The sequence below is a fragment of the Streptomyces sp. NPDC030862 genome, assembly GCF_055571835.1.
The window spans coordinates 1-26,233 of sequence record NZ_JBVIEN010000005.1; the positions used below are offsets into that span (position 1 = coordinate 1).

21 protein-coding genes are annotated in these 26,233 nt (G+C 73.1%); 6 read left to right on the forward strand and 15 right to left on the reverse strand.

Translation table 11 applies throughout. From position 1 onward, the window contains the following. Window positions 1–405 precede the first annotated feature (405 nt). Window positions 406–1,413 carry a stage II sporulation protein M gene (locus tag ACZ42X_RS14470; RefSeq protein ID WP_468288818.1) on the reverse strand — a complete coding sequence of 336 codons (1,008 nt, stop codon included), beginning with the start codon at window positions 1,411–1,413 and terminating at the stop codon, window positions 406–408. Between the two features lie 130 nt (window positions 1,414–1,543). Between ACZ42X_RS14470 and ACZ42X_RS14475 the strand changes: the two genes are divergently transcribed. Next, window positions 1,544–2,458, forward strand: coding sequence for an RDD family protein (locus ACZ42X_RS14475; protein WP_468288821.1), 915 nt, complete (start codon window positions 1,544–1,546; stop codon window positions 2,456–2,458). Window positions 2,459–2,465: 7 nt separating this feature from the next. Here ACZ42X_RS14475 and ACZ42X_RS14480 read toward each other — a convergent pair whose 3' ends face one another. From ACZ42X_RS14480 to ACZ42X_RS14515, 8 genes are all read right to left on the reverse strand, one after another. Then, window positions 2,466–3,080 carry a hypothetical protein gene (locus tag ACZ42X_RS14480; RefSeq protein WP_468288824.1) on the reverse strand — a complete coding sequence of 205 codons (615 nt, stop codon included), beginning with the start codon at window positions 3,078–3,080 and terminating at the stop codon, window positions 2,466–2,468. A gap of 218 nt (window positions 3,081–3,298) precedes the next feature. Beyond that, entirely contained in the window at window positions 3,299–4,756 is a 1,458-nt protein-coding gene (gene ahcY, locus ACZ42X_RS14485; protein ID WP_468288827.1) for an adenosylhomocysteinase, read from the reverse strand. Between the two features lie 330 nt (window positions 4,757–5,086). Further along, window positions 5,087–6,055 carry a cation diffusion facilitator family transporter gene (locus ACZ42X_RS14490; protein WP_468288830.1) on the reverse strand — a complete coding sequence of 323 codons (969 nt, stop codon included), beginning with the start codon at window positions 6,053–6,055 and terminating at the stop codon, window positions 5,087–5,089. 88 nt (window positions 6,056–6,143) lie between these two features. Further along, the gene (gene manA / locus ACZ42X_RS14495; protein WP_468288833.1) at window positions 6,144–7,358 is read right to left on the reverse strand and encodes a mannose-6-phosphate isomerase, class I; all 1,215 of its coding nucleotides are present in this window, start codon (window positions 7,356–7,358) and stop codon (window positions 6,144–6,146) included. A gap of 38 nt (window positions 7,359–7,396) precedes the next feature. Further along, a complete protein-coding gene (locus tag ACZ42X_RS14500; protein ID WP_468288836.1) occupies window positions 7,397–8,533 on the reverse strand; it encodes an SIS domain-containing protein in 1,137 nt (378 codons plus the stop codon). A 92-nt stretch (window positions 8,534–8,625) separates the two neighbouring features. After that, entirely contained in the window at window positions 8,626–8,808 is a 183-nt protein-coding gene (locus ACZ42X_RS14505) for a Trm112 family protein (RefSeq protein ID WP_355362308.1), read from the reverse strand. A 643-nt stretch (window positions 8,809–9,451) separates the two neighbouring features. Then, window positions 9,452–10,819, reverse strand: a complete 1,368-nt coding sequence (locus tag ACZ42X_RS14510; protein WP_468288840.1) for a phosphomannomutase/phosphoglucomutase — start codon at window positions 10,817–10,819, stop codon at window positions 9,452–9,454. 45 nt (window positions 10,820–10,864) lie between these two features. Further along, window positions 10,865–11,305, reverse strand: coding sequence for a DUF3499 domain-containing protein (locus ACZ42X_RS14515; RefSeq protein ID WP_468290109.1), 441 nt, complete (start codon window positions 11,303–11,305; stop codon window positions 10,865–10,867). A gap of 243 nt (window positions 11,306–11,548) precedes the next feature. On the opposite strand from ACZ42X_RS14515, the gene ACZ42X_RS14520 reads away from it, so the two are divergent. Beyond that, entirely contained in the window at window positions 11,549–11,956 is a 408-nt protein-coding gene (locus ACZ42X_RS14520; protein WP_361428781.1) for a metallopeptidase family protein, read from the forward strand. 47 nt (window positions 11,957–12,003) lie between these two features. Here ACZ42X_RS14520 and ACZ42X_RS14525 read toward each other — a convergent pair whose 3' ends face one another. From ACZ42X_RS14525 to ACZ42X_RS14535, 3 genes are all read right to left on the reverse strand, one after another. After that, complete coding sequence (locus ACZ42X_RS14525; RefSeq protein ID WP_468288843.1) at window positions 12,004–13,596, reverse strand: DUF5719 family protein; 1,593 nt, start codon at window positions 13,594–13,596, stop codon at window positions 12,004–12,006. Next, window positions 13,593–17,246, reverse strand: a complete 3,654-nt coding sequence (locus ACZ42X_RS14530) for a glycosyltransferase family 2 protein (protein ID WP_468288846.1) — start codon at window positions 17,244–17,246, stop codon at window positions 13,593–13,595. Before ACZ42X_RS14530 ends, ACZ42X_RS14525 begins: the two co-directional genes overlap by 4 nt. Window positions 17,247–17,691: 445 nt before the next feature. Then, the gene (locus ACZ42X_RS14535) at window positions 17,692–17,955 is read right to left on the reverse strand and encodes a WhiB family transcriptional regulator (RefSeq protein ID WP_023588371.1); all 264 of its coding nucleotides are present in this window, start codon (window positions 17,953–17,955) and stop codon (window positions 17,692–17,694) included. Window positions 17,956–18,640: 685 nt separating this feature from the next. On the opposite strand from ACZ42X_RS14535, the gene ACZ42X_RS14540 reads away from it, so the two are divergent. From ACZ42X_RS14540 to ACZ42X_RS14550, 3 genes are read left to right on the forward strand one after another with little or no spacing between them, the layout of a single operon-like run. Beyond that, the gene (locus ACZ42X_RS14540) at window positions 18,641–19,162 is read left to right on the forward strand and encodes a cysteine dioxygenase (RefSeq protein ID WP_468288849.1); all 522 of its coding nucleotides are present in this window, start codon (window positions 18,641–18,643) and stop codon (window positions 19,160–19,162) included. Window positions 19,163–19,175: 13 nt separating this feature from the next. Then, a complete protein-coding gene (gene cofD, locus ACZ42X_RS14545; RefSeq protein ID WP_468288852.1) occupies window positions 19,176–20,132 on the forward strand; it encodes a 2-phospho-L-lactate transferase in 957 nt (318 codons plus the stop codon). Further along, complete coding sequence (locus tag ACZ42X_RS14550) at window positions 20,129–21,451, forward strand: coenzyme F420-0:L-glutamate ligase (RefSeq protein ID WP_468288855.1); 1,323 nt, start codon at window positions 20,129–20,131, stop codon at window positions 21,449–21,451. The genes cofD and ACZ42X_RS14550 overlap by 4 nt, the downstream gene beginning before the upstream one ends. A gap of 111 nt (window positions 21,452–21,562) precedes the next feature. On the opposite strand, the gene ACZ42X_RS14555 is transcribed toward ACZ42X_RS14550, so the two are convergent. The 3 genes from ACZ42X_RS14555 to ACZ42X_RS14565 form a co-directional block, all read right to left on the reverse strand. Further along, the gene (locus ACZ42X_RS14555) at window positions 21,563–22,534 is read right to left on the reverse strand and encodes a DNA-3-methyladenine glycosylase family protein (RefSeq protein WP_468288858.1); all 972 of its coding nucleotides are present in this window, start codon (window positions 22,532–22,534) and stop codon (window positions 21,563–21,565) included. Between the two features lie 73 nt (window positions 22,535–22,607). After that, the gene (manB, locus tag ACZ42X_RS14560) at window positions 22,608–23,690 is read right to left on the reverse strand and encodes a mannose-1-phosphate guanylyltransferase (RefSeq protein ID WP_468288861.1); all 1,083 of its coding nucleotides are present in this window, start codon (window positions 23,688–23,690) and stop codon (window positions 22,608–22,610) included. 110 nt (window positions 23,691–23,800) lie between these two features. Then, a complete protein-coding gene (locus tag ACZ42X_RS14565; RefSeq protein WP_468288864.1) occupies window positions 23,801–25,279 on the reverse strand; it encodes a peptidoglycan recognition protein family protein in 1,479 nt (492 codons plus the stop codon). Window positions 25,280–25,417: 138 nt separating this feature from the next. On the opposite strand from ACZ42X_RS14565, the gene ACZ42X_RS14570 reads away from it, so the two are divergent. Beyond that, window positions 25,418–26,170 (forward strand): TIGR03089 family protein, encoded by a 753-nt coding sequence (locus ACZ42X_RS14570; protein WP_468288867.1) that lies wholly within the window; start codon window positions 25,418–25,420, stop codon window positions 26,168–26,170. The last annotated feature ends 63 nt before the right edge of the window (window positions 26,171–26,233 follow it).

Sequence of the window (26,233 nt, forward strand, 5' to 3'; positions counted from 1 at the left end):
TGTTGAGTTCTCAAGGAACGGACGCTTCCTTTGTACTCACCCTCTCGGGCTTTCCTCCGGGCGCTTCCCTTCGGTCTTTCGTGTTTCCAACCTTATCAGATTCTCTTTCCGTTCCGTTTCCGGTTCGGATTCAGTTTCCAGTGGCCGTTGGAGGGCCTTTGCCTTTCGGCTGTTCCGACTTTATCAGAATCATTTTGGCCGACCTAATCGGCTTGGTGATTCGAAAGGGAATCGGAGTGGCTCCGCAGGAATCGCGTTCCCGAGTGGAGCGAGATCGAGACTAGCCGCTGCGCTTGAGCTTGTCCAGCTCCACGCAACCGTTTGAATCTACCTCCCCACCGCTCCCGTGTCAACGGGTTTGGCGGGCGAAGAGGAGACTAGCAGGTCAGGCAGGCCCTCCGCACATCAGGCGGCGGTGGGGAGCTCGGCGCTGCGTTCGGCGGTGTCCACGTCGCCCGTGTCGCCGGCGCGGGCGGCGCGGCCGCCGAGGACGTACACGTACACGAGGAAGGCCAGCTCAGCGGCGATGCCGATGGTGATGCGGGCCCAGGTCGGGAGCCCGGAAGGGGTGACGAAGCCCTCGATGACGCCGGATACGAAGAGGACCAGTGCCAGGCCGATGGCCATGCCGACGGCGGCGCGTCCCTGCTGGGCGAGGGCCGTGCGGCGGGACTGGGGGCCGGGGTCGATGAGGGTCCAGCCGAGGCGGAGGCCCGTGCCGGCGGCGACGAAGACGGCGGTCAGTTCGAGCAGGCCGTGCGGGAGGACCAGGCCCAGGAAGGTGTCGAGGCGGCCGGCAGAGGACATGAGGCCGATGCCGACGCCGAGGTTCAGCATGTTCAGGAACAGGATCCAGAGCACCGGCACACAGAGGAAGGCGCCGAGGACCAGGCACATGGCGGCGGCCTGGGCGTTGTTCGTCCACACCTGGGCGGCGAAGGAGGCGGCCGGGTGGCTGGAGTAGTACGTCTCGTACTGGCCACCAGGGCGGGTCATCTCGCGCAGCTCGGCGGGGGCGGCGATGGCGGACTGGACCTCGGGGTGGGTGCCGATCCACCAGCCGATGACCGCCGCGAGGAGGGTGGACAGGAGGGCCGTCGGGATCCACCAGTGGCGGGAGCGGTAGACCGCGGCCGGAAACCCGGCCGTGAGGAAGCGGGCGGCGTCGCGCCAGGAGGCGCGGCGGGTCCCGGTGACGGTGGCGCGGGCGCGGGCCACGAGCTGGGTGAGCCGGGCCGTGAGCATGGGGTCGGGCGCACTGGACTGGATCAGGGAGAGATGGGTCGCCGTGCGCTGGTAGAGGGCGACGAGTTCGTCGGCCTCGGCGCCGGTGAGGTGCTTGCCGCGGCGCAGGAGCTGGTCCAGGCGGTCCCACTCGGCTCGGTGGGCGGTGACGTAGACGTCGAGGTCCATGATCGGCTGCTGCTCCAGGCACTCGGTGCGTACGGGCGTGCGTGCGGTTCTACTGCGGCGGCGCGCTGATGGTCAGCTTGGCAGACTGGGGTTCGAAGGGGTCGGGGAAGGGTGAAGAAGGGTGGGCGCCATGAGCGGGGTTGTGACGGGGGATGCCGTCGTACTCGGACTGCAGCCCGCCAGGCTGCCGAGCCGGGCGCTCGCCCTGCTCATCGATCTGGTGGTGGTGTGGGCGGCGTATCTGCTCATATCCGTGGGATTGGCGTTCGCGACGGCGTCACTGGACGAGGCGGCTTTCATGGCCGTGTCGATAGCGACGTTCCTGCTGGTGCTGGTGGGTGCGCCGATCGCGGTGGAGACGCTGACGCATGGGCGCTCGCTGGGGAAGATGGCGTGCGGGCTGCGGGTGGTGCGGGACGACGGGGGGCCGATCCGGTTCCGGCACGCGCTGGTGCGCGGGGCGATGGCGGTGGTGGAGATCCTGATGACCTTTGGGGTCATCGCGTGTATCGCCTCGCTGGTGTCGGCGCGGGGGCGGCGGATCGGCGATGTCTTCGCGGGGACGCTGGTCGTACGGGAACGGGTTCCGGCGGCGCGGGCGACGGCCGTGCCTCCGCCGCCGTGGCTGGTGGGGCGGTTCTCGCAGCTGGATCTGTCCGCGGTGCCGGACGATCTGTGGCTGGCGATCCGGCAGTACCTGACGCGGATGCGTCAGCTCGACCCGCAGGTGGGGCGCGAGCTGGCGGAGCGGCTCGCCGACGACCTGGTGGCGCGGACGGGGACGCCTCCGCCGCCGGGGGTGCCCGCGGCGGACTATCTCGCCGGTGTGCTGAACGAGCGGCAGGCGCGGGAAGCGCGGCGGGCGTTTGCGCCTCCTGCTGTTGGTGCAGGGACTGGTGGCGGTGAGGGGGTGGCGGTGCATCCGAGTGCGGACGCCGCCGGTACGGGGCCGGGGGCCGGGCGTGAGGTGCGGGGCGCCGTAAGCGGCGCGGACGGCGGCGGCGAGCGGGTCACACGGGCGACGGGGTTCGCGCCGCCTGCGTAGACAGGGGTCAGGGGAAGACCGACGGTGGGGTGTCGAGGTCTTCCAGCTCGATGCCGGGAGCTGCGAGCACCACGTCGCCGGCGATGTGGATCATGTGCTGCTCCCCCGTGTCGAGGGCGCTGACCTGGTACGCGTCCACGGTCAGGGGGCCGTTGTCAGTGGTGTGCGCTTCACTGTTCACCAGGGCCCAGGACTGGTCGACGGTGAGCGGGGCGAGCACCGGGTCCGTGAACGCCACGAGGCGGACGCGGGTCGCGGGGGAAGAGGGGGTGAGGCGCAGAAGACGCGAGATCGCGATGAGGAACGCCGGTGAGGTGCCGGTGAAGGCATGGGCGCGCACATTGCCTTCGGTGGCATGCGTACCGGTGGGGTCGGTACGGACCCAGGTGACGCCGTCGAGGGCGGCGCCGCGGACCTGCCAGCTCGCGGCGTGCAGCTCAAGGCGGATGGGGCGGCCGAGGTCGTCGATGGCGAGGTCGACCGAGCCGGCGTGAGCGCCGGAGGGGGTGGTGATCTGGGATACGTAGCGCCAGCCGGAAGGGCCGGGGGCGCAGTGGAAGTGCTCGTCGCCGAGGGGGGTGTGATCGTGCGGGTCATGGAGCGAATAACGGCCGCGGGGCATGGGTCCTCGGGTCCTTGGGGTCGGCGTTAAGGAGCCCGCGTACGAGGCAAGCCCCCGACACGGGGGTGCGGGGGCCTGCCTTGGTGCGTGCTGCTGCTGTTACCGGCTGAGCCTGCTGCTCCCTGCTTCCTGCTTCCCGCTCCTTGCCCCCGGCCGCTGCCGATGTGCACCCGTGCACGGGTGTCGTCGGCGGTGGCCGGTGGGCCGGGGAGCAGGGATCAGTAGCGGTAGTGGTCCGGCTTGAAGGGGCCGTCGACCTCGACGCCGATGTAGGCGGCCTGCTCGGGGCGGAGCTTGGTGAGCTTCACGCCGAGCGCGTCGAGGTGGAGACGGGCGACCTTCTCGTCGAGGTGCTTGGGCAGCACGTAGACGTCGGTCGGGTACTCCTCGGGCTTCGTGAACAGCTCGATCTGGGCCAGGGTCTGGTCCGCGAAGCTGTTGGACATCACGAAGGACGGGTGACCGGTGGCGTTGCCCAGGTTCAGCAGGCGGCCCTCGGACAGCACGATGATCTTCTTGCCGTCCGGGAAGGTCCAGGTGTGGACCTGCGGCTTGACCTCGTCCTTGACGATGCCCGGGATCTTGGCCAGGCCGGCCATGTCGATCTCGTTGTCGAAGTGGCCGATGTTGCCGACGATCGCCTGGTGCTTCATCTTGGCCATGTCCGAGGCCATGATGATGTCGCGGTTGCCGGTCGTGGTGATGAAGATGTCCGCCTTGTCGACGACCTCGTCGAGGGTCGTGACCTGGTAGCCGTCCATCGCCGCCTGGAGCGCGCAGATCGGGTCGATCTCGGTGACGATCACGCGGGCGCCCTGGCCGCGCAGGGACTCCGCGCAGCCCTTGCCGACGTCGCCGTAGCCGCAGACCACCGCGACCTTGCCGCCGATCAGGACGTCGGTGGCGCGGTTGATGCCGTCGACGAGCGAGTGGCGGCAGCCGTACTTGTTGTCGAACTTCGACTTGGTGACCGCGTCGTTGACGTTGATCGCCGGGAACAGGAGGGTGCCGTCGCGGTGCATCTCGTACAGACGGTGGACACCGGTGGTGGTCTCCTCCGTCACGCCGCGGATCTCCGAGGCGAGGCGGGTCCACTTCTGGGGGCTCTCCGCCAGGGTGCGGTTCAGGAGACGCAGGATGCAGGCGTACTCCTCGCTGTCCGCGGTGGACGGGTCCGGGGCCTCGCCGGCCTTCTCGAACTCGACGCCCTTGTGGACCAGGAGGGTGGCGTCACCGCCGTCGTCCAGGATCATGTTCGGGCCGCCGGTCGGGGCGTCCGGCCAGGTCAGCGCCTGCTCCGTGCACCACCAGTACTCCTCGAGGGTCTCGCCCTTCCAGGCGAAGACCGGGATGCCCTGGGGGTTGTCCGGGGTGCCGTTCGGGCCGACCGCGATGGCGGCGGCGGCGTGGTCCTGGGTGGAGAAGATGTTGCAGGACGCCCAGCGGACCTGCGCGCCGAGGGCGGCCAGGGTCTCGATGAGCACGGCGGTCTGCACGGTCATGTGCAGCGAGCCGGTGATGCGCGCGCCGGCGAGCGGCTGGGCCTCGGCGTACTCCTCGCGGATCGCCATCAGGCCGGGCATCTCGTGCTCGGCGAGCGTGATCTCCTTGCGGCCGAACTCGGCCAGGGAGAGGTCGGCGACCTTGAAGTCCTGTCGGTTGGCGACAGTCGTCATTGTTGAGCTGCTCCTCGTGTTGGGTCGAGGGTGGGTACGGCTGGCTCTGCGTGTGACGGGCACAAGGATGCCCGGGCACGCGCAGTGCAGTCGTCGGAGGCCCTCTCTCCCTCGGACGGTCCGTCGGGGACCGCCCGACCGCCATCAGCAGCGACGTCTGGCTGTGTCACGAATCTACACCGATCGCTCCCGCGTCCCACAGTCCGTATGGGTGTGGGATTCAGCCCACTTCGAGTCGTGCCCGACGCGCGAAGGCCCCCGCGCGCGGCTGCGTGCGGGGGCCTCACGGGCCTTACCGGGGGCACCCGGGGGCTTATTCCCCGGGGGTGGTCAATGGGCGTCGGCCGGGCCGCCCAAGGGCTTGACGGGGTCGGTGCCCGCCGCGGCGGCCTCGTTGTAGATGTCCGGCTCCAGGTAGATCACGCGCGCGATCGGGACGGCGGTGCGGATCCGCTCCTCGGCGGCGTCGATGGCCGCCGCGACCTGGGCGGCGGTGTCGTCGTGCCGGACGGCGATCTTCGCCGCGACCAGCAGCTCCTCGGGGCCGAGGTGGAGCGTACGCATGTGGATGATGCCCGTGACGGTGGTGCCGTCGACCAGCGACTCCTCGATCTTCTTCACCTCGTCGACGCCGGCCGCCTCACCGAGGAGCAGCGACTTCGTCTCGGCGGCCAGGATGATCGCGATCAGGATCAGCAGGATGCCGATGCAGAGCGTGCCGATGCCGTCCCAGACGCCGTCGCCGGTCACCAGCGCGAGGCTCACGCCCACCAGGGCCAGGATCAGGCCGACCAGCGCGCCGAGGTCCTCCAGGAGGACGACCGGCAGCTCGGGGGCCTTGGCGCGGCGGACGAACTCCTTCCAGGAGAGGTTGCCGCGGAGCTGGTTCGACTCCTTGATGGCCGTGCGGAAGGAGAACGTCTCGGCGATGATCGCGAAGACGAGGACGCCGACCGGCCAGTACCAGGACTCGATCTCGTGCGGGTGCTTGATCTTCTCGTAGCCCTCGTAGATGGCGAACATGCCGCCGACCGAGAAGAGGACGATCGAGACGAGGAAGGCGTAGATGTAGCGCTCCCGGCCGTAGCCGAAGGGGTGCTGCGGGGTGGCCTCGCGCTGTGCCTTCTTGCCGCCGAGGAGCAGCAGGCCCTGGTTGCCGGAGTCGGCGAGGGAGTGGACGCTCTCCGCCAGCATCGACGACGAACCACTGAAGACGAATGCCACGAACTTGGCCACCGCGATCGCGAGGTTCGCGGCGAGCGCCGCCACAATCGCCTTGGTTCCGCCTGACGCGCTCATGCGTGCGGGTGTCCCTTCGTTGTTCCTTAGAGGGGGGTGGTGGTTCGTACGGCCGCACATTGTTGCAGCAGGCGGGGCGGAGGGTGCGTCAGGCCACTACGGTGGCCCGGAAGATGGTGCCCGTACCGGACAGTCGGGTCTTTTCGCCCGCCGGAACGAAGACGGACTGGCCTGGGGCGAGGGTGAGGTCGTTCGCCCGGGGGGCGCCCGCGGTGGCGAGCAGGATCTGCGGGGCGCGGGTGGTGAGGTCGACCGGGGCGGCGCCTTCGGCCCGTACGTAACGGGAGAGGCGGAAGTCGTCGAACGGCGTCTCGTAGCCCTCCTCGCCGAACACGGGCGACGCCTCCGGGCGCAGGATCAGGGGGTCGCCGGCCTCGAAGCGGACGACGCGGAGGAGCTCCGGGACGTCGACGTGCTTGGGGGTGAGGCCGCAGCGCAAAACGTTGTCGGAGTTGGCCATGACCTCGACACCGAGGCCGCTGAGGTACGCGTGCGGGACGCCGGCGCCGAGGTAGAGGCCCTCGCCGGGCTGGAGCCGTACGTGGTTGAGCAGCATGGCCGCGATGACGCCGGGGTCGCCGGGGAAGTGGTGGGCGAGGGTGGCGTACGGGGCGTGGGGGCCGCCGAGGCGTTCGCAGGCGGCGGCGGCTTCGGCGACGGTGGCCGCCATCTCGGTGCGGTCGGCCGACAGCACCGCCGTGAGGACCTCGCGCAGGGCGGCGTCCGCGGGGTGGGCGTGGAGGAGGTCGACGTACGGCTTGAGGGAGTCGACGCCGAGGGCGCCGAGGAGCTCGGCGGTGTGGTCCGGGTCGCGGAAGCCGCACAGCCCCTCGAAGGGGGTGAGGGCGCAGAGCAGCTCGGGCTTGTGGTTGGCGTCCTTGTAGTTGCGGTGCGGTGCATCGAGGGGGATTCCGGCGCGCTCTTCGGCGGCGTACCCCTCCTGGGCCTGGGTGAGGTCGGGGTGGACCTGGAGGGAGAGGGGGGCGGCGGCCGCGAGGAGCTTGAGGAGGAAGGGGAGGCGGGGGCCGAACTTGGCGACCGTGGCCTGGCCGAGCTCCCGCTCCGGGTCGGCGTCGATGAGGGCGGAGAGCGTCTGTTCGCCGGTGCTGGTGCCGGCGCCCGTGCTGGTGCCGGTGCCGGTGCTGTCGCCCGTGCTGCGGGTGACGCGGGAGGGGGCGCCGGGGTGGGCGCCCATCCACACCTCGGCCTGGGGCTCGCCCGTGGGGGCGGTGCCGAGCAGTTCCGGGATGGCCGTCGTGGAACCCCAGGCGTAGGGGCGGACGGTGTTGGAGAGGCGGTCCATGTTCTTCGCTTTTCTCGTCCGTCGCGTGGGTTGCGGGTCTAGGGGGTGGGAGGGCCCGACGCCAGCGCCATGTAGACGGCCGCGAAGTCCGTCACGGCGAGCAGCTCGGCCAGGGCTTCGAGTTCGGTGCCCTCTTCCGGTTCGAGTTCGCTGACGGCCGTGTCGTGGCTGAGGGCGAGCTCGCGGGCGGCCGGGGCGGCACTGAGGCCGCCCACGGAGTGGTCGCGCAGCAGCACGACCCGTGCGCGCAGGGCCTGTGCCTCCTCCACGCGGTCGCGGAAGAAGTCGTCGAGGTCGGCACCGGCGGCGTAGTCGCCCTCCAGGAGGACGCCGTGGGCCGGGAGCGCCTCGGGGAGCTCGGCGGCGATGGCGGGGCGACCGGCGAGCTCGGACAGTACGGCGGCGAAGCGGCGGCCGACCGGGGCGGCGACCGACCCCTCGGTCCAGATGAGGGGCAGCGTGTCGACGAGCTCGGTGGCGAGCGTCTTGGCGGGGTTGCTGTACGTGGCGACGGCCGGGCCGCAGCGTTCCGCGGTGGTGTCGAGGCGGTCGGCGACCTTCTGGACGGCGTCCGCGGGGGCGGTGATCAGGCCGACGCGGTCGAGGAGCGCGAGGAGCGGTGTGAACAGGGCCCACAGCGCACTCGGGCTCGCCGCGTGCGTCTCCTCGGACAGCTCGTGGGGCGCGGTCGCCATCGGGACGACGAGGCCGTGCCGGCCGTCCACGGCCTCGGACAGCGGGGAGCGCTGCGGGGCGACGGCCACGACGGTGACGCCGCGGCGGTACGCCTGCTCGGCGAGGAGCGCGAGGCCGGGCTCGCTGCCGTCGGCGGTGACGATCAGGAGCAGGTCGACGGAGCCGGCCCAGCCCGGGAGCGCCCAGCGCAGGGCGCCGGCGGCGGGCGCCACGCCGGTGGAGTGCAGGTGGGCGACGGGCGCGGAGGCGCCGGCGAGAGCGGCGACCAGGTCCGCGACGCCGGTGGCGGCGGTGCCGGGGCCCGCGACGAGCACGGCACGCGGGCGGCCCTCGGGCTGCAGCTCGGTGACGCCTGCCTCGGCGGCGTGGCGCGCGGCGGTACGTACCCGCGCGCCGGCTTCGGCGGCCCCGCGCAGGAAGCTGCGGCTGTCGATGCGGGCCAGAGCGTCCGGGTCGTCGAGCAGCGACTCGTCGAGCATGGGGTGGGGCCTCCGATCGCCGTGCGGTGGGTGGGGCGGGTGCCGGGCGGGGTGGCGGCGCCGTCAGGCGGGGCGACGCCCGGGCGACGCCGTCAGGCGGGGCGGCGGGCCTCGTCGACCAGCAGCACCGGGATGCCGTCCCGTACGGGGTACGCCAGGCCGCAGTCCTTGCCGGTGCAGATCAGCTCGGGGGTCTCGTCCGCCGTGCGGTCGCTGAGCGGGGCGTGGCAGGCGGGGCAGGCGAGGATCTCGAGGAGGCCGGCTTCGAGCGGCATGGGGTGGGTCCCTTCGAGCGTGTCGAACGTGGTGGTCGTGGTGGTGGCCGCGGGGTGTGCGGCGGCTGTGCGGCAACGCCACGTCAGCCTACCGCTGGGGGGCGGGGGGGCGCGGGTTGGCGGGGCGGCGGGGGCGTTGTGGTGGGGCGGGGGTCTTCCCCCACCCCGCCCCTTCCCGAAACCGGGGGCAAGCCCCCGGCCCCCGGTCCGCCGCGGGCGGCGGCGCTCCCCTTGCGGCCCAGCGGGCGCGGGGAGCAGGGCTCCGGCCCCTGACGCGTGCACCGGCACCACGCCGGGCGCCGCCCCGCGCCCTGCGGGCGTGCGGGCGCGGGGGCCCGGAAACTGCCGGGGCCCGGCCCGGCCCGGCCGGCCGGCGGGCCTGCGGGCGTCGAGGCTCGGCGGCCCGTGCGCCGGCATCGAGCCGAGACCCGATCGGCGGGAAGGCCCCGGGCCCCCGGCCCACCGCCAGCGCGCCCGGGGCGCACCCCAGGCCGGTACCAGACCTCGCGCGGAACACCCGAGGCTCCGGCCCGGGCCAAGAGCCCGGCCCACCGCCAGTCGGCGGGGCGGCCGGGGCCCCAGACCCCCTGCGCGGCGCGCCCGCGGCGTAGCCGCGGCTCCGCGGGCGTCAGCGCCGCGGTGGTCAGGCGCTGCGGATCAGGGCCAGGACCTCGTCGCGGAGCTTCGTCATCGTCGGCTCGTCCCTCGCCTCCACGTTCAGGCGGAGCAGGGGCTCGGTGTTGGAGGGACGGAGGTTGAACCACCAGTCCGAGGAGGTCACCGTGAGGCCGTCGAGGTCGTCGAGGGTGACGTCCGGGCGGGCGGCGAAGGACTCGCGGACCGCGGCGGTGCGGGCGGCCTGGTCCGGGACCGTGGAGTTGATCTCGCCGGAGCCGGCGTAGCGGTCGTACGACGAGACCAGCGCCGACAGCGTGCCGTCCTGGCCGCCCAGGGCCGCCAGGACGTGGAGGGCGGCCAGCATGCCGGTGTCCGCGTTCCAGAAGTCGCGGAAGTAGTAGTGGGCGGAGTGCTCGCCGCCGAAGATCGCGCCGGTGCGGGCCATCTCCGCCTTGATGAAGGAGTGGCCCACCCGCGTGCGTACCGGCGTGCCGCCGTTCTCGCGGACGACCTCGGGGACGGACCACGACGTGATCAGGTTGTGGATGACCGTGCCGCCCGGGTGCTTGGCGAGCTCGCGTGCCGCCACCAGGGCCGTGATCGCCGACGGGGACACCGGCTCGCCGCGCTCGTCGACCACGAAGCACCGGTCGGCGTCGCCGTCGAAGGCGAGGCCCAGGTCGGCGCCCTCCGCGACGACGCGGGCCTGGAGGTCCACGAGGTTCGCCGGGTCGAGCGGGTTCGCCTCGTGGTTGGGGAAGGTGCCGTCCAGCTCGAAGTACATCGGTACGAGGGTGAGGGGCAGGCCCTCGAAGACGGTGGGGACCGTGTGGCCGCCCATGCCGTTGCCCGCGTCCACCACGACCCTCAGGGGGCGGATGGACGCCAGGTCCACCAGGGACTTCAGGTGGGCAGCGTAGTCGGTGAGGGTGTCGCGCTCGCTGAGCGTGCCGGGCGTCGCGGCCGCGGCCGGGGCGCCCGCCGACAGCCAGGACTCGACGAGCTCGCGGATCTCGGCGAGGCCCGTGTCCTGGCCGACCGGCGCCGCGCCCGCGCGGCACAGCTTGATGCCGTTGTACTGGGCGGGGTTGTGCGACGCCGTGAACATCGCGCCCGGCAGGTCGAGCATCCCCGACGCGAAGTACAGCTGGTCGGTGGAGCAGAGGCCGATCAGGGTGACGTCGGCGCCCTGGGCCGCCGCGCCCCGGGCGAAGGCGCCGGACAGGCCCGGTGAGGAGGGGCGCATGTCGTGTCCGACGACGATGGCCTCGGCGGCCGTCACCCGGACGAACGCCGCGCCGAAGAGCTCGGCCAGCTCCTCGTCCCACTGATCCGGCACCACCCCGCGGACGTCGTACGCCTTCACGATCCGTGACAGATCAGCAGCAGTCACTGCCCCTACCCTCCTGCAAGCCTTCGATGAGGAGGAACAACCTACCTACGAGTCGGGGGAGCGCAGTACGCGGAGGTGGCCTCGGCGGCCGACCTCCACCGGGTCGCCCGCCCGGCCGCCCGTCTTGCCGCCGGCCTGGGCCTGGGCGGCGCGCTCCCGCTCCTGGGGGCGGGCCGCTTCCCGTACGGCGTTGGCGAGCGCTTCGAGGTCGTCACCGCTGGGGCGGGTGGGCGTGGAGCCGTCCGAGAGGCGGACGACCTCCCAGCCGCGCGGCGCGGTCAGGCGCTCGCTGTGCTCGGCGCACAGGTCGTAGCAGTGGGGCTCGGCGTAGGTGGCGAGCGGGCCGAGGACCGCGGTCGAATCGGCATAGACGTACGTCAGTGTCGCGACGGCAGGGCGGCCGCACGCGGTGCGCGAACAGCGACGTACAGGGCTCACGATGTTGGACGGTACCGCACTCTTGAGCGGGCCGCGACGACTCTCCACCACGTCACTCGCCCGTGTCGCGGTGTGACGTCCGGCACAGGGCCCTGTGCGGCGGCTCCGCTGACCTGCGCGGGAGGGGGAACGGCCCGGATCCGCGCGGCCGGGTCGGCCGACGAGAGCCGGAACGAATGCGGTCAATACCGGCCGTCATCGCGGCCGTTCCGCCGTGCCGAATCGATCCCGAGCTTGGCCGGAATGTTCAATAAGCGACAGGGGCGACGAGAGAGCTACCCTGCGTGAGTGATGGACAGTTCCGTACCACCCCGCCGCCGCGATCGGCACGGCCGCGGCATGCGCGGGCCCGTCGCCCCGCCCCAGGTTCCGCTCTCCGCCACGCGCGCGGACACCTTCCGGGATCTGGTGCAGGACTCCGTCGAGCGGCTGGAGCGGCGCTGGCCCCAGCTGGCCGAGGTCGACTTCCACGTCCTGGAGGTACCGGAGTCCCCGGAGGACTCCGTACCGCTGGGGGTCTCGCTCCCGGCCGGCCGCGACCGGCCCGCCCGGATCGTCGTCTACCGGCGGCCCGTCGAACTGCGCGCCAAGAGCCGCGACGAGCGGGCCCTGCTCGTCCACGAGGTCGTGGTCGAGCAGGTGGCCGATCTGCTCGGGCTCGCCCCGGAGTCGGTCGACCCCCGGTACGGCCAGGACTGAGACCGGCAGACCGGCAGGCCAGCAGGCCAGCAGGCCAACAGACCGGTTCAGTCCTCCAGGACCGACAGGTCCTGGCGGGCCGCCGGGACCTCGACCGTGCCCCGGTCGTCCGCCAGCGTCTGCACGGTGAACATCGGAACGCCGTCGTCCGGCACCGTGAGCGTCCGCGCCGCGTGGACCGGGCCGCCCGACACCGTCTCGATCGTCAGGGCGTACGAGCCCTTCAGGCCGGCCGGCACCGGCGGCTCGACCGGGAGCGTCGTACCGGCCTTGACCGTGTACGTCTTGGTCGTCGGCGTGCCGCCCTCGGTGCCCGCCGACGCCACCACCTTGACCTGGGCCGTCGCGGTCGGCGCGGTGAGGGAGAGGGCGGTGCCCTCGGCGCGGTTGTCGGCGACGGTCGCCCGCTGCCCGACCGGGCCGGTCGCCGGGATGAACGCGACCTCCTGCTTGTCCCCCTTGCCGCGTACGACGCGCAGCGCCGCGACCACGGGCGTCGCCCGGCCCTTCTGAGCGGGCGACAGGATCAGCGAGCCGGCCTCGCCGCGCGTGACGTCCTTGAGGTCGACGGAGGCGGTCATCCCCGACTTGACGTGCAGTTCGCGGGCGGCGGCCGGGACGATCGTGCCCGTCCCCGTCGCGAGCTGGACCTTCAGGTCGGCGTCGTCCTCGCCGGGCGCGTACGCCACCAGCCGTACGGACGTGGCGTCCGCCGGGATGCCCGGCAGCACCAGCGTGGCGTCCGGGTCGGTGGAGGCGGGCAGCCAGTCGCTGCCGGCGGTCTCGTCGGCCGAGCGCACCACCGCGCCGACCCGGCCGCTGCGGGTGGTGACGTGGACGGTGACGTCGGGGGCGGCCGGGTCCGTCGTCAGGGTGGACAGCAGCACGGGGACGCTGGACCGGGCCGGGACCGGGATGCCCTCGGCGAGCTGGGACTTCAGGGCGCCGTTCGGGCCGTACAGCTCGATGTCGGCCACGACGGCCGTGTCGTCGGGGTTGGTCAGGTGGACGTAGTCCTGGCGCTCCTTGGCGGTGGAGGCGCCGGGGAACCAGAAGTCGGTGTCCGGGGGCGTACAGCTGACGCCGAGCAGGCCGCGCGCGCCGCCCGCGGGGACCGTGGTGGTCTGCTGGGTGGTCCAGCCGGGGGCGAGGCGGCCGGAGGCCGTACCGACCAGGGCGGGGGCGTCGCCGCCGTTCGCCTCGGCGGAGACCGGCTTACCGGGCTGGGCGAGGGCGACCACGGGCTTGTCGGCGGCGGCGGCCGGCTTCTTCGCGCCCTGCGCGGCCTCCTCGTCCTTCTGGTCCTCCTCGGCCTGCTCGTCCTTCTTCTTCGGGGTCGCCGTCGTGTCGTCGGCCGCCGACGCCGTCGCCGGCTTCAGCTCCGCCTGGCCCGCCGCGTCTCCCGAAGCGGAACCCGAAGTGGAACCCGCCGGCGTGAACGACGTGTACACCGTCTCCGCCACCTCCGAGGTGCTGGGGGCCGGGCACAGCAGGGTGGAGCGCTCCACGGGCAGCCGTGTCGGGGCCTTCACGGCCGCGGCGGGGGCGGTGCCCCCGTCGGGCTCGGTGAGCACGGCGAAGCCGGTGACGGCGGCGAGGGCGGTGACGGCCGCGCAGAGGGAGAGGGTCGTCCGGTTCACTGGTTGCCACTCCCGTCGGGACGCTGCTCGTGCTCGTGCTCGTTCTCGTTCTCGTACGCGTAGCCGTACGCCGGGTCATACGCGCCGTACTGGTTCTGCTGGTACGGGCCCTGGTCGTAGGTGCCCTGGCTGTACGGGTCGTACGGCTGCTGCTGCTCGTACTGCTGTTGCTGCGGGTACTGCTGCTGGTACGGGTCGTACGGCTGCTGCTGGTACGGGTCGTACTGCTGATCCGGCTGCGCGTACTGGTACGGATCCGGAACCGGAGCCTGAACCGGATTCATATCCGCGTCCGGTACGGGCGCGGGCTCCGGCTCCTGAGCCGCGGCCTCCGCGGCCTCCGCTTCCGCCGCCTCCGCCGCCGCCCGCAGGCGGCGCGCCCGGCGGCCGTCGCCCGTGATGTCCTGCGCCGGGATCGCGACAGGCTCCTCGGGGAGGTCGTCGTCGACGTCACGGCGCCGCCCGGGCAGGGCCAGGATCAGGAGCACGACGGCGAGGAAGCACTGGCCCCAGATCCACGCCCGGTGGGTGAGCGGGGCCTCGTACGTCAGGTCGAGGCGGCCGCCCTCGGCGGGCAGTTCGAAGCCCTGGGCCCAGCCGTCGACGGTGGTCTTCTTCAGGGCCTGGCCGTCGAGGGTGGCCTGCCAGCCGTCGTCCGCGCGGTCGGCGATCCGCAGCACGCGGCCGGAGCCGCCGGCCGGGATCTCGGTGTGCGCCTCGACCGGCCCGGAGGCGACCGGGAGCCGCTCGCCCTTGCCGCCCGGGACGATGGTGGCGCGCGCGACCTGGCGGTCGACCCGCCACAGGGCGCTGCCGTCCAGCTGGCTGAGGCGGCTCAGGCCGGGCGTGGCGTCCAGGACGCGGCTCATCTGGCGCGGTGCCCCGTCCCGTACGAGCACGTACCGGATGGCGAAGCCGCTCAGCTGGTCGGACTGGTCGGCGCCGGAGCCCGCCACGAGGTGCGCGACGACCTTGTCGAGGCGGGCGTCGCCGCCGCCGGCCTCCGTCAGCTCGGCGTCGCCGAGGCGGCCGCCGGAGCCGCGGACCAGGGTGTACGAGACCTCGCCCGGCGACGTACCGCCGAGGATCAGCGTGCGGGGCTGGTCGCGCGTGTCGGATTCCTCGGCGACGAACGCCGGGACCTGCACCGGGTCGCGCCGCTCCAGGGGTCCGGCCGCGCCGCCGAGCATCCAGCCGGCCGCGGAGAGGACCGGCCCGACGGCGGCGGCGAGCGCGATCAGGACGGCGACGGGCTGGCGCCAGCCGAAGCTCTGCGCGGCGACGCGCGTGCGGCCGCCCTCGGCGCCGAGCATGCCGGCGGCGATCAGGGCGCCGCCGTACACGAGGGTCGCGGGACCGGCCCAGCCGGAGCCGGCCGGGCCGGAGCCGTTGGACAGGACGGCGGTGACCAGGCCGACGAGCGCCGCCACCCAGGCCGTACGGACGGCGAACTGCCGCTCCGCGCGCAGCAGGGCCGCCAGCGCCGCCAGGACCAGGCCGATCAGGACGAGTCCGCCGACGGTCTTCGGGCCGCCGGGGCTGGCGCCGAGCAGGTCGAGCGCCGTCGCCGTCCCCGTACGGACGTCCATGCCGGCTTCCCGGAGGAGGGCGGACGGGTCCGTCAGCAGCGACAGCGACCAGGGGGCCAGCGCCAGCAGCGGGGTGCCGACGGCCGCCAGGAAGCGGAGGGCGTACGCCGTGAAGTCGTCGCGTCGCAGGGCGAGCACGACGAGTCCGAGGACGACGGCGAGCGGCCACACGACGGGCGTGAAGGCCATCGTGAAGGTGAGCAGGAGGGCGTACGCCCAGGTCCCGCGCCAGCTGCCGCGCGGCGCGCCGGGGCCGCCGCCGCGCAGCCCGTGGGCGGCGACGGCGGCGCGCGCGAGCAGCGGCAGCACGACGGCGAGGACGGCGGTGCCGAGGCGTCCGGTCGCCAGGGCGCCGGTCGCGGCGGGCAGGAAGGCGTACGCGATGGCGCCCCAGGCGCGGAGCAGCCGGGACTCGACGAGCGAGCGGGAGGCGAAGTACGCGGTGATGCCGGCCAGCGGCACGGAGCAGACCAGCAGCACGGTGAGTGCGAGGCCGGTGGAGCCGAGGAACAGCCCGGAGAGCGCGGCGAGCACCGCGAGGTACGGGGGCGCGGTCTGGGTGCCGCCGGTGGAGAGCGGGTGCCAGGCGTCGGCGTACCGGCTCCACAGCTCCCCGACTCCGTCGGGGGCGGGCAGCAGGGCGCCGCCCGCCAGGGAGCCGCCGCCGAACAGGCCGCGGCAGGCGACGACGGAGACGAGCAGGAGGAGTGCGAAGAGGACCGGGCCGGGCTTGCGGGCGATCTTCTTCAGGCGGGCGAACTGCTCGATCTCCAGGTAGTCGGCGTCGTCGCCGCCCGGTCCGGACTCGACGGCGCCGTGCCGGGAGCCGCCCGAATCGGCGTCCGCACCGCCGAAGTTGGACATGACCTGTTCGACGGTCGCGCGGACGGTCGCGCCGGGCGGCGGGAACAGCGGCCGCAGTTCGGCCGGTTCGACGGCCCTGTTCTTCCTCCTGCGGCGGGCGGCGATGATCCGCTCGGGCCGCAGCAACGTGCCGAACAGGCCCATCACTTCGTCGACGGCCTGGCCGGGCGCCTTGCCGAGGATGTAGGCGAGGGTACGGAGGAGGGTGCCGACGACGAGCCGGAGCAGGACGTACGGGAAGGCGGCGCCGCGCGCGTTGGCGAGCAGGGTGTAGACGGCGCCCGCCTTGTCGACGCGGTGGGGGCTGGCGACGGAGCGGCCGACGCAGTCGACGGTGCGGCGTTCGCGGGCGGAGGCCTCGGCGTGGCGCAGGACGGCGTCGGGGGCGACGAGGACGCGGTGGCCGGCGGCGTGGGCGCGCCAGCACAGGTCGACGTCGTCGCGCATCAGGGGCAGGCGCCGGTCGAAGCCGCCGAGCCGCTCGAAGACGTCGCGGCGGATGAGCATGCCGGCGCTGGAGACGGAGAGGACGGAGCGGACCTGGTCGTGCTGGCCCTGGTCCTGTTCGCGCCGGTCGAGGCCGGTCCAGCGGCGGCCGCTGTTGGCGATGGAGACGCCTACTTCGAGCAGCTGCCTGCGGTCGTACCAGCCGCGCAGCTTGGGTCCGACGATCGCGGCGTGCTCGTCGCCGTCGGCCACGCGCAGCAGCTCGGCGAGGGCGTCGGGGTCGGGGGCGGAGTCGTCGTGGAGGAGCCACAGCCACTGGACGGGCTCGCCGTGCGGGAGCTCCGGCAGGTCGTACGCGTCGTCGCGCCAGGTCCGGCTGACCGGGTCCCAGCCGCTGGGCCGCTTCAGGTAGGGCAGGTCGTCGGGGCCGAGGACGGGGGCCGTGCGGGCGGCTTCCTCCACGGCGGTGCCGAATCCGGTACGGCGGGCGAGGTGCAGCACCCGCTCGTCGCCGATGGCCTCGGTGACCAGCCGTGCGGAGTCGTCGGCGCTGCCGGTGTCGGCGGCGATGACGTTCTGTACGGGGCGTTCCTGGCCGAGCAGCCCGGCGAGGACGTCCGGCAGCCAGCGCGCGCCGTCGTGGGAGACGAGCACGGCGGTGACGACGTGGCGCGGGAACTCCGGCCCGCCCGACGCCGAGGCGGCGGAAGCGGCGGAATCGGGGGAAAACGCGGCTGTGGTGGCGGACATCGAGGTACGGGCCCTCCGGCCGGGGGTCGCCCGCTGGGGGCGTGGGAGCGTCTCGGACGGAGGCCCACACTAATGGCTGACACGACAGCGGTCCGCCGCCTGTGGACAGAGCACGGGCGGCGGACCGTTCCTCACGTCTTCGCGTCGGCCTTTTCCCCAGCCGCGCGGCACGTCACGTCGCGTCTCTCCTGCGTCATTCTTTGCGTCTTTGCGTACGCGTGTGCGCCGCGCGGTCGTACGACGGGCCTCGCGGCCGGTCCTGCGGCGGCCGGGTCCCACGGCCGGCTCGGGTGGCCGGGTCCCGCGGCCGGATCGCTGCTCGTACGGCCCGTGCGTCGTCGCGACGCAGTCGAGATGCGGTCGAGATGCGGTCGAGATGCGGACAGATCAGTCGACGTCTTGTCGCGTTCTGGTCGTGATGCGGTCGGTAGAGGCCGAGCGGCGCTCAGACAGCGGCTTTCTTCAGCCGTCGGCGCTCGCGCTCGGACAGCCCGCCCCAGATTCCGAATCTTTCGTCATTGGCGAGCGCGTACTCAAGGCATTCCGAACGGACTTCGCAGGCGAGGCACACCTTCTTCGCCTCGCGCGTGGAACCGCCCTTCTCGGGGAAGAAGGACTCCGGATCGGTCTGGGCGCACAACGCGCGCTCCTGCCAGCCGAGTTCCTCGTCCGCGTCCTCGACCAGCAGTTCCTGGAACAACTCGGTCATGTGCGCCCCTCGTCTGTCATTGCGTCCCCGCGTATGTCGCCCCGCTTTCCCGTTTTCGGGCGAACGACACGGGTGAAATTACAAGTGCGGTGCTCCGGGCCAGTCAAGCCGAGATCTGCTATTGAGCCCGGTATTCACTCGGCGGAACCAAAGCTATGCGGAAAGTGTTCAAATAACCAAAAATGAGACACATGCCGCCTCCGCGCCCGCACCCTTGTCTTTCGGCACGTCTGCGCCCCTCATCAAGGGAGGACGTCCACGGCTTCGATCTTGTTGCGATCGAGACGATGAAGCGACCCGGATCACAGTCAGGTCACGAGACCGCGACGACGTTTGCGCGGGCGGTTGCTGCGCCATGTCTCCGGCTTCGCGGGCGCACAAACCTTTCTCCGGACGGAGTAACCGGATGAGGTGAAACATTGCACCCAAACCGGGCATTGGGTTGACAGAGGGATATCGGGCCGGTCACCTTTGACGCATGCCAGCGACCACAGCGCCTTCCGCGACCCACGCCCGTGGGCTCCGCAGCGCTGCCCCGACGCGCCTGAGCGCGCTCTGTCGCTGTCGCCGTTCCTGTTGCTGTTGATGCCGTAGCGCTCCAGCCACTGCCTTCTCCCCCGCGTTCTCGCGCGTGCTCCGCCGTCTTTGCGTACCGCTTCTTTATGCCGAGGGACCACCCCACTCCATGAACAGCGACAGCGACCTCCAGATCGCCGGCGACATCCTCGCCGTCCAGCACCTGCTCCAGCCCGCCAAGGCCCACCCCTCCACCGTGGCCGAGTTCGCCGGGCTCGCCCGCTCCATCGCCGCCGACCGCGCGCAGTGGGAGCCGCTCGTCCGGTACGACGCCACGACCCGCTGGTACCACCGGCTCCGCACCGGGCCCGGGTACGAGGTGTGGCTCCTGTCCTGGGTGCCCGGGCAGGGCACCGGGCTCCACGACCACGGCGGCTCCTCCGGCGTACTGACCGTCCTGGCGGGCGAACTGACGGAGCGTACGGAGCGCGCGGAGGGGGGCGCGCGGAAGCTGTCGCAGGGCGCGCAGCGGATTTTCGCGCCCGGGTACGCGCACGAGGTCGTCAACGACTCGCTCGAACCGGCCGTCAGCCTGCACGTCTACTACCCGGGTCTGACCGAGATGCCGATGCGTGCGCCGCAGGCGAGCCGGTCGTGCTCCCCGGCGACACGGGGTGTCGTACCCGCCTGACAGACTGCTGTGCATGCGCATTGTGGCTCTGGCCGGCGGCATCGGCGGTGCCCGTTTCCTGCGCGGCCTCAAGCAGGCCGCGCCGGACGCGGACATCACGGTCGTCGGCAACACCGGTGACGACATCCATCTGTTCGGGCTGAAGGTCTGCCCCGACCTCGACACGGTGATGTACACCCTGGGCGGTGGCATCAACGAAGAGCAGGGCTGGGGGCGGGCGGACGAGACCTTCACGGTCAAGGACGAGCTCGCCGCGTACGGGGTGGGCCCCGAGTGGTTCGGGCTCGGCGACCGCGACTTCGCGACGCACATCGTGCGGACGCAGATGCTCGGCGCCGGCTATCCGCTGAGCGCCGTCACCGAGGCGCTGTGCGCGCGGTGGCAGCCGGGCGTGCGGCTGCTGCCGATGTCCGACGACCGGGTCGAGACCCATGTCGCCGTCGAGGTCGACGGACAGCGCAAGGCGGTCCACTTCCAGGAGTACTGGGTGAAGCTGCGCGCCTCCGTCGACGCGCAGGCGATCGTGCCCGTCGGCGCCGAGCAGGCCAAGCCGGCGCCCGGGGTGCTGGACGCCATCGGGGAGGCCGACGTGGTGCTCTTCCCGCCGTCCAACCCGGTCGTCTCCATCGGCACCATCCTCGCCGTGCCCGGCATCCGCGAGGCCATCGCCGACGCGGGCGTGCCGGTCGTGGGCCTCTCCCCCATCGTCGGGGGCGCGCCCGTGCGCGGCATGGCCGACAAGGTGCTGGCGGCGGTGGGTGTCGAGGCGACGGCCGCGGCGGTCGCCGAGCACTACGGCTCCGGGCTGCTCGACGGCTGGCTCGTCGACACCGTGGACGCGGGCGCGGTCGCGGAGGTCGAGGCGGCGGGGATCCGCTGCCGGGCGGTGCCGCTGATGATGACCGACGTGAACGCGGCGGCGCGGATGGCGCGTGAGGCGCTGGACCTCGCCGAGGAGGTGCGGGCGTGAGCGTGACGCCCTCGTCGTCGTCCTCGGCGTCGTCGTATCGGGTGTGGGCCGTTCCGGGGCTGCCGGAGGTCCGGCGGGGGGACGACCTCGCCGGGCTGATCGCGGCGGCGGAGCCGGGGCTGGCCGACGGGGACGTGGTGATCGTCACGTCGAAGATCGTCTCCAAGGCGGAGGGGCGGGTCGTCACCGCCGAGGACCGTGAGGCCGCGATCGACGCCGAGACGGTACGGGTGGTGGCGCGGCGCGGCACCCTGCGGATCGTGCAGAACCGGCAGGGGCTCGTCATGGCCGCGGCGGGCGTCGACGCGTCCAACACGCCCGCCGGGACGGTGCTGTTGCTGCCCGAGGACCCGGACGCGTCGGCGCGGGCCATCCGGGACGGGCTGCGGGACGCACTCGGGGTCGACGTGGGTGTCGTCGTCACCGACACCTTCGGCCGGCCCTGGCGCAGCGGGCTGACCGACGTCGCGATCGGCGCGGCGGGGGTGCGGGTGCTGGACGACCTGCGCGGCGGCACCGATGCGTACGGCAATCCGCTGGTGGCGACGGTCGTCGCCAGCGCCGACGAACTCGCCGCGGCGGGTGACCTGGTGAAGGGCAAGGCGGCGGGGCTGCCGGTCGCGGTGGTGCGCGGGCTGCCGCACCTGGTGGGCGATGCGGCTGACGGTGCGCGGGCGCTGGTGCGGGACGCCGAAAGCGACATGTTCCGGCTCGGCACGTCCGAGGCGGTACGGGAGGCGGTGACGCTTCGGCGCACGGTGCGGGAGTTCACGGACGCCCCCGTGGACCCGGGCGCCGTGCGGCGTGCGGTCGCCGCGGCCCTGACGGCGCCCGCGCCGCATCACACCACGCCGTGGCGCTTCGTCCTGCTGGAGTCGGCCGAGTCGCGGCTGCGGCTGCTGGACGCGATGCGGGACGCGTGGGTCGCGGACCTGCGCGCGGACGGCCTCGGCGAGGAGGCGATAGCCCGGCGGGTGCGGCGCGGTGACGTGCTGCGCCGGGCGCCGTACCTGGTGGTGCCGTGCCTCGTGACGGACGGCGCCCATACGTACGGCGACGCGCGGCGGGACGCGGCGGAGCGCGAGATGTTCGTGGTCGCGGCGGGGGCGGGCGTGCAGAACTTCCTCGTCGCGTTGGCGGGTGAGGGGCTGGGGTCGGCGTGGGTGTCGTCGACGATGTTCTGCCGTGAGGTGGTGCGGGAGGTGCTGGGGTTGCCGGGGGCGTGGGATCCGATGGGGGCGGTGGCTGTCGGGCGGGCGGCGGGGGTGCCGCGGGAGCGGGGGGAGCGGGAGGTGGGGGCGTTCGTGGAGGTGCGGTGAGGCTCCGCTGCGCGGGCTGTTCCCCCACGCCCCCACGGCCCCACGGCCGCCGTGCGCGGCAGCTTCGCGCCGCGTAGGGGCGCGGCCCGGTGAGGCCGCAGGCCCCCCGTCTCACAGTGTCGTGATGTTCCTCGGCGTCATCTTGGGGGCGCGGCGTGGTGGGGTGTGGCCGCTCAGGAGGATGAGGCGGGTGGCGCGGTGGCGTTGGCCGGCGTAAGGGGTGAGCAGTTCCAGCATGGCCGCGTCGTCGGCGGCGCGGTTGTCCGCCAGGGCGTGGCCCACGATGCTCGGGAGGTGGTAGTCGCCCACCGTGACCGCGTCGGGGGCGCCGTTGGTGCGTTGGACGACCTCGGCGGAGGTCCAGGGGCCGATGCCCGGGATCAGTTCGAGGCGCTGCCGGGCCTGGTCGGGGGGCATGGTCGCCGCTTCCTCCAGGCGGCGGGCCACGCGGGCCGCGCGCAGGATGGTGGCGGAGCGCTTGGCGTCGACGTTCGCGCGGTGCCACTCCCAGGACGGGATGAGCGCCCAGGTGCGGGGCTCCGGCATGACGTACAGCCGGTCGTTCGGGCCCGGGGCCGGCTCGCCGAAGCGGCGGACCAGGACACGCCAGGAGCCGTACGCCTCGTCCGTGGTGACCTTCTGCTCCAGGATCGACGGGATCAGCGACTCCAGGACCAGGCCGGAGCGGCCCAGCCGCAGGCCCGGGCGGCGGCGGAGCGTCGCGGCGAGGAGGCGGTGCCTGGGGGTGAAGAGCGACGGGTCGTCGTCGGCGCCGAGGAGCGACGGGAGGCCGTCGAGGAACCAGTCCGCGCCCGGGCCCCACGCCTCCGCCTCCACGCGGCCGCCCCGTACCGCGACCCTCAGCGTGCCGGGGCCCGCCGGGGTGCGGCTGGCCCGCCAGACCGCGCCGTCCGGTGACGTACGGAACGTCGGGTCGCCCGGGCCCCGCCGCAGGGGGGACAGCACCAGCGGCACGTCCAGCGGCCACGGCGGTGTCCAGGTACGCGTCCGGGCGATGGAGCGCGGGCCGGACGCCTGGGCGGGGATCGGGCTGCGCGGGCGGGGGGCGTATCGGCCGGCCACGGGGAGAGTCCTTCGGGGGTTGGGTGCCCTTCGAGACTAGCCCCCCGGCCGCCGCTACTGGTCGGACGAGAAGCTACTGGTCGGACGAGAAGCGGATGGAACCGTCCGGGATGTGTGCCGCGCACCACACCCGTACGCCGTCGCGCAGCTCGTTGTCCGCGCCCACGTGCGCGCCGTCGCCGATGACCGCGCCGTGCAGCACCGTGCGCGCACCGATCCGCGCGCCCTCGCCGATCAGCGAGTCCGTGACGACCGCGCCGTCCTCCACGACCGCGCCGTCCAGCACCGCGCTGCCGTCGATCCGGGCGCCCGCCCCGACCGTCGCGCCCGCGCCGATGACGGTGCCGCCGGTCAGCTTGGCGTCCGTGGCGACCGTCGCCGTCGGCAGCACCAGCCGGTCGCCGCAGCGGCCCGGCACGGCCGGCGACGGGGCGCGCCCCAGCACCAGGTCGGCGGAGCCGCGCACGAACGCCTGCGGGGTGCCGAGGTCCAGCCAGTACGTGCTGTCCACCATGCCCTGGAGGTGCGCGCCCTCCGCCAGCAGGTCCGGGAAGGTCTCGCGCTCGACCGAGACGGGACGCCCGGTCGGGATGGTGTCGATGACGGAGCGCCGGAAGACGTACGCGCCCGCGTTGATCTGGTCCGTGACGATTTCCTCGGGCGTCTGCGGCTTCTCCAGGAAGGCCGTGACGCGCCCGGTCGGGTCGGTCGGTACGAGCCCGAAGGCGCGCGGGTCCTCGACGCGGGTGAGGTGCAGCGAGATGTCCGCGCCCGACGACCGGTGGGTGTCCACCAGCGCCCGGATGTCCAGGCCCGTCAGGATGTCGCCGTTGAAGATGAGGACCGGCTCGTCCGGCCCCGAGTGGAGGCGCGAGGCGACGTTGCGGATGGCTCCGCCCGTGCCGAGCGGCTCCCGTTCGGTGACGTACTCGATGTGCAGGCCGAGCGACGAGCCGTCGCCGAAGTACGGCTCGAACACCTCGGCGAGGTACGAGGTCGCCAGCACGATGTGCTCGACGCCGGCCGCCCGCGCGCGGGCCAGCTGGTGCGTGAGGAACGGCACGCCGGCCGCCGGGACCATCGGCTTGGGTGTGTGGACGGTCATCGGCCGAAGCCGGGTTCCTTTGCCACCGACCAGGAGGATCGCTTCTGTCACCAGTCGTCTCTGCTTCCTGCTGGGGCCGGTCGATGGAGGGGACACCGGTCATATGACCGATACGACCGGACAGTGTATGCAGACCGTTCGGTACAGCCGTCCCCGGTTCGTCAGCGGCCCTGGTACTTGGCCGACGAGGCCCGGGCCGTGCCGAGCTTGCCGTAGAGGCGGTCACCCGGGCAGTCGGTCGAGAACCCGTCTCTGTGCCCGGAGATGACGTTCAGCTTGACTTTGGTTCCCTTCGGGTAGAGGTTTCCGCCGCCGGACGTCAGTGTCGTCTTGGCCCGTGGGTCCTTGCCGTGCAGGCCGAGCTTCCACGCCGTGAGCCGTGCGATGGCCGTCACCGATGCGGCGGGCGGCGTGCTGGAACTGTACGTGCCGAGCACGGCGATGCCCATGCTGTTGCTGTTGAAGCCCAGGGTGTGCGCGCCCATCACCGGCTTGGCCACGCCTCCCGCCCGGCCTTCGTAGATGTTTCCGCACTTGTCGACGGCGAAGTTGTAGCCGATGTCACGCCAGCCGCTGCTCACGACGTGGTAGCGGTAGATACTGCGGAGGACGGAGGGCGCCTCCTTGCAGGTGTAGTTGTTGCCGGTGGCGCTGTGGTGCAGGAACGCCGCCTGGACGGACTTGGTGTAGACGAAGTCGCGTTCGCGCAGCTTCTCGTCGGCGCCCCAGCCCTTGCGGGTGATGATGCGGGGGCGCGGGCCGATGAACGGCTTCGCCACGACGTCGGCGTCGGTTCCGGTGTCGAGGCTCGCCTCGGTCTCCTCCTTGGTGAGCTCGGGGATTTCGAGGGCGCCGATGGCGGCGAGGTCGGCGTTGACGGCGGAGCTGGCGGCCTCTTCGGGGGTGAGGGCGGAGCCGGAGGTCTGGTCCTGGTTGGGGTCGGCGCCGTTGGCTGTGCCGGCGCCCGTGCCGGTGTCGGTGGTGGGCGTTCCGGTGTCTGTGCCCGTGCCGGTGCCGGTGCCGGGGTTCGGGGTGGTGCCGGGGTTCGGGGTGGTGCCCGTGCCCGTTCCCGTACCGGTGCCGGGGTTCTCCGGGCCGGGGGCCGGGGCGGGCGGGGCGGGCGGCGGGTCGTCGCCCGGGTCGACGAGCTCGATGCGCAGACCCCTCGGCAGCGGCGCCGCCGAACCGCCGGCGCGGGGCGCCTCGGACCGTACGCGGACCTCCACGCCGTCCGAGTCGCCCACCCACAGCGGCGCGGTGGAACCGCGGACCGAGGCCGCCTCGCGCTCGGGTGTGCCGAGGTCGGCGGCGTGGGCGTGGTTGTGCGTCTCCACCGCCTGCCAGCCGGACCACTGCCCGGTGGCGGTGGTCCGGGTGCGGACCTGGACGGTGCCGTGCAGTTCGTCGTCGGGGTCGTCCCAGACCACGCCGACCAGCGAGAACGGCTTTACGGCCCGTTTCAGCAGCCCTTGCTGGGGCACGCCCGGGGCCCGTTCGGCGGTGAGGGGCGCCAGGGGGAGGGACTGGGTGGAGCCGGGCAGGGACGCGTCGTCGGCGCGGGCGTCGCCCGACAGCGGGGGCAGTACGAGGGCGGCGGCGGCGCACGCGACGCCGATCGAGGATGCAAGGAAGGCACGCATGAGCCGATCGTGGACATTCCCGGCGTGATGCGCTTCTCGGGGAAACGCCCTGAAATGTGACGGGCCATCGGTCCGGACGGTGGACGGTGTCACCGGGACGGCCGCACACGCGGGTGCCGCGCGCGTACGCTAACGCGGGTGAACGCAAGCGACCGTACCCCCGCCGACCTGCTGCGTTCCGCGCTCGCCGCGGACCCGGCACGCCCCTTGGTCACGTACTACGACGACGCCACCGGTGAGCGCGTCGAATTGTCCGTCGCCACCTTCGCCAATTGGGTGGCCAAGACATCCAACCTCCTCCAGGACGGCCTCTCCGCCGAGCCCGGTGAGCGCGTCGCACTGCTGCTGCCCGCGCACTGGCAGACCGCGGTGTGGCTGCTCGCCTGCGCGTCGGTCGGCGTCGTCGCCGATCTGGACGGCGACCCCGCCGCCGCCGACCACGTGGTCGCCGGGCCCGACCGGCTCGACGACGGGCGCGCCTGCCGCGGCGAGCGGCTCGCGCTGTCCCTGGCCCCGCTCGGCCGCCGCTTCCCGACGGCGCCGGAGGGGTACGACGACTACGCCGTCGAGGTCCCGACGCAGGGCGACGTCTTCCGTCCGTACGCGCCCGTCGACGCGGACGCGCCCGCGCTGACCGTCGCCGGCGCGGAGCTGACGGGCAGCGACATCGTGGAGCGGGCGCTCGCCGACGCGCGGCAGCTCGGGCTGCGGGCGGGGTCCCGGCTGTTGTCCGGACTCGGGTACGACACCTGGGAGGGCGTGTCGGCGGGGCTGTACGCGCCGCTGGCGGCGGGCGCGTCGGTCGTGCTGTGCCGCAACCTCGACCGGTTGGCGGCGGACGCGCTGGAGAAGCGCGTCGAGAGCGAGCGCATCACGCACCGCGCGCTCTGACCCACCGCGCCCTCTGACCCACCGCGTACGCCGGATCTGCGGATTCCTTCCGAATACGCCGGA